The 2133-nt window shown below is 61.6% G+C and carries 3 protein-coding genes; all 3 read right to left on the bottom strand.

The features are described 5' to 3' along the window. Window positions 1–55 precede the first annotated feature (55 nt). Complete coding sequence (locus I8N66_RS26185; protein ID WP_291160011.1) at window positions 56–736, bottom strand: ABC transporter permease subunit; 681 nt, start codon at window positions 734–736, stop codon at window positions 56–58. A gap of 4 nt (window positions 737–740) precedes the next feature. Then, on the bottom strand, window positions 741–1412 hold the full coding sequence (locus I8N66_RS26180; protein ID WP_113538612.1) for an ABC transporter permease subunit: 672 nt from the start codon (window positions 1410–1412) through the stop codon (window positions 741–743). Next, window positions 1409–2133, bottom strand: a 725-nt coding sequence (locus I8N66_RS26175; RefSeq protein WP_291160007.1) for a peptidase dimerization domain-containing protein, incomplete at its 5' end; no start/stop codon positions are given. The genes I8N66_RS26180 and I8N66_RS26175, both read right to left, overlap by 4 nt.

Genomic DNA, 2133 nt, shown 5'->3' with positions numbered 1-2133 from the left:
GCCGCGCGGGAGACTTTCTCCGCTTGCGGTTCTCGCGAATGTCGATCGTGTTGGCTCATCGGCCTGGGATGGCGAACCTTGTTTCGAGCCCCTTGAAGACCCGCCCGAAGGCGGCGCCGATCAAGAGATAGATGGCACCCGCCATCAGGAACGTTTCGAATGGTGCATAGGTCTTGGCGACGAATACGCGGGCTGCACCGGTCATTTCCATGACCGTGACCGCGCTGGCGAGGGTCGACCCCTTCATGACGAGGATCAGTTCGTTGCCGATGCTTGGCAAAACGGCGCGGTAGATCTGCGGCAGGACGACCTTGATCAACAGGACATATTTTGCCAGTCCGAGGGCTTTCCCGGCTTCCCACTGCCCTTTGGGTATCTGCCGGATTGCACCGGACAGGACCTCAGCCGTATAGGCGGCCGAGTTGAGGGCAACCGTCAGTACGGCGCAATAGACTGGGCTGCGGAGAATGGGCCAGAGGACGCTTTCGCGAACGGCCTCCAGCTGTCCAAGACCGTAGTAGACAATGAAGAGCTGCACGAGAAGCGGGCTGCCGCGGATGACGAACGTGTAGGCAGACGCCGGAAGCCGCAACCCCTTTGAAGGAGAGGACAGAGCCAGGGCGACCGGCAGCGCCACCACCTGTCCCAAGAGAAAGCTCGCCAGGTTGATGGTCAGTGTCAGAACGAAGCCGTTCTTGATGGCGATGAAAGCGGGAAGAAAAAGATCCAATGACATGGGGCTACCGCAGATGAGTGGTCAGGCGCTGATTGCAGGCGTTGATGAAGAGCGTGGAGACGCCGGTCACCAGCACGTACAGCGCCGCAGCCGTAAGGTAGAAGGCGAGGGGCTTATGGGTTGCGCCGGCCGCGACGACGGATTTGCGCATCAATTCCTCGAGCCCGATGATCGAGACCAAGGCGCTCTCCTTCAGGATCACGAGCCACTGATTGCCGAGACCGGGCAGGGCTCGGACCATCATCTGCGGCAGGACGACCAGCCGGAACGCTCCGGGCCGGCGAAGGCCGAGAGCGAGTGCTGCCTCCCATTGACCAGAGGACACCCCAACCAGTGCACCGCGGACGATCTCCGTCAGATAGGCGGTCGAGACGACGGTCAGCGCGGCGATGCCGGCGGTGAGAGCATCCACTTCGACATAGACGCCGAAAAGACCGGTCAATAGAACCGTGCCGCCGTAGAAGATCAGGAAGATGACCAGCAGTTCCGGCAGACCGCGAATGAGGCTGACGTAACCGGCGATAACCTTGCGAACCGGGGCGGATCCGTAGACAGCGGCCGGTGCAAGCACGACAGCGAAGATGAGTCCAAGGACAAAGCTTCCAACGGCGACGGAGAGGGTGACGACGAAGCCCTGCAGGAGCTGGGGAAAATACTGGGCAACCGCTTCGATCATAACCCGGTCTCGCTTAGCTGGGAACCAACGTCTGCCGCCGATCCGCACTGGCTGGCGAGCGCGGCGAAGAAGTCTGCGGAGAAGCCGATCATCTGGTGGAACTGGTCGATGAGGATGTTCTCATCGGGAGAGTGCAACATAGCGCCATGGTGGGTGATGCCTGCGCCGAAGAGCGTGGCGCCGAGCTGGTGCACGAAGGGGTGCGCAAGGCCTGAGGCTGCAGAACTCGGCTGGAGGGTGGGAGGCTGGCCGAACCACTTTTCCAGCAAGTCCGCCCCGAGCCCCACGGCCCAATGCGATGGATCGCTGCGAACACCCAAGACCTCGGCGTCGTGAACGATCAGTTCGATATCGTCAAAGCCGTTGCCGTCCAGGTGCAGGCGCACCAGGTCAGCGACGGCCTTGGGATCCTGCCCAGGAACGAGACGAAAATCGAGCTTGGCGGTCGCGGTCGCGGGCAGAACCGTCTTCGTGCCAGCTCCATCGTATCCGCCATGGATGCCGTTGACGTTGAGGCATGGCTCGAAGTTGAGGTGTTCATAGAAGTTGGACGGTGTCACGGCGCCAAGAAGCTTTTGCCCCCCGGTTGCCGCCATCAAGTCTTCCAGCGGAAACGGGGGCGAAGCGGCAAGCTCTCTCGTCGCTCGATCGGGCTCGGTGTTTTCGTAGAAGCCTTCGATCAGGACACGGCCGGCTGCATCGCGCATGGACGCTACAGCAG

Source organism: Ensifer sp. SSB1, assembly GCF_016652895.1.
Classification (GTDB): Bacteria; Pseudomonadota; Alphaproteobacteria; order Rhizobiales; family Rhizobiaceae; genus Ensifer.
The sequence above is the reverse complement of the archived record's forward strand: the minus strand, read 5'-3'. Positions and strand labels throughout refer to the sequence as shown.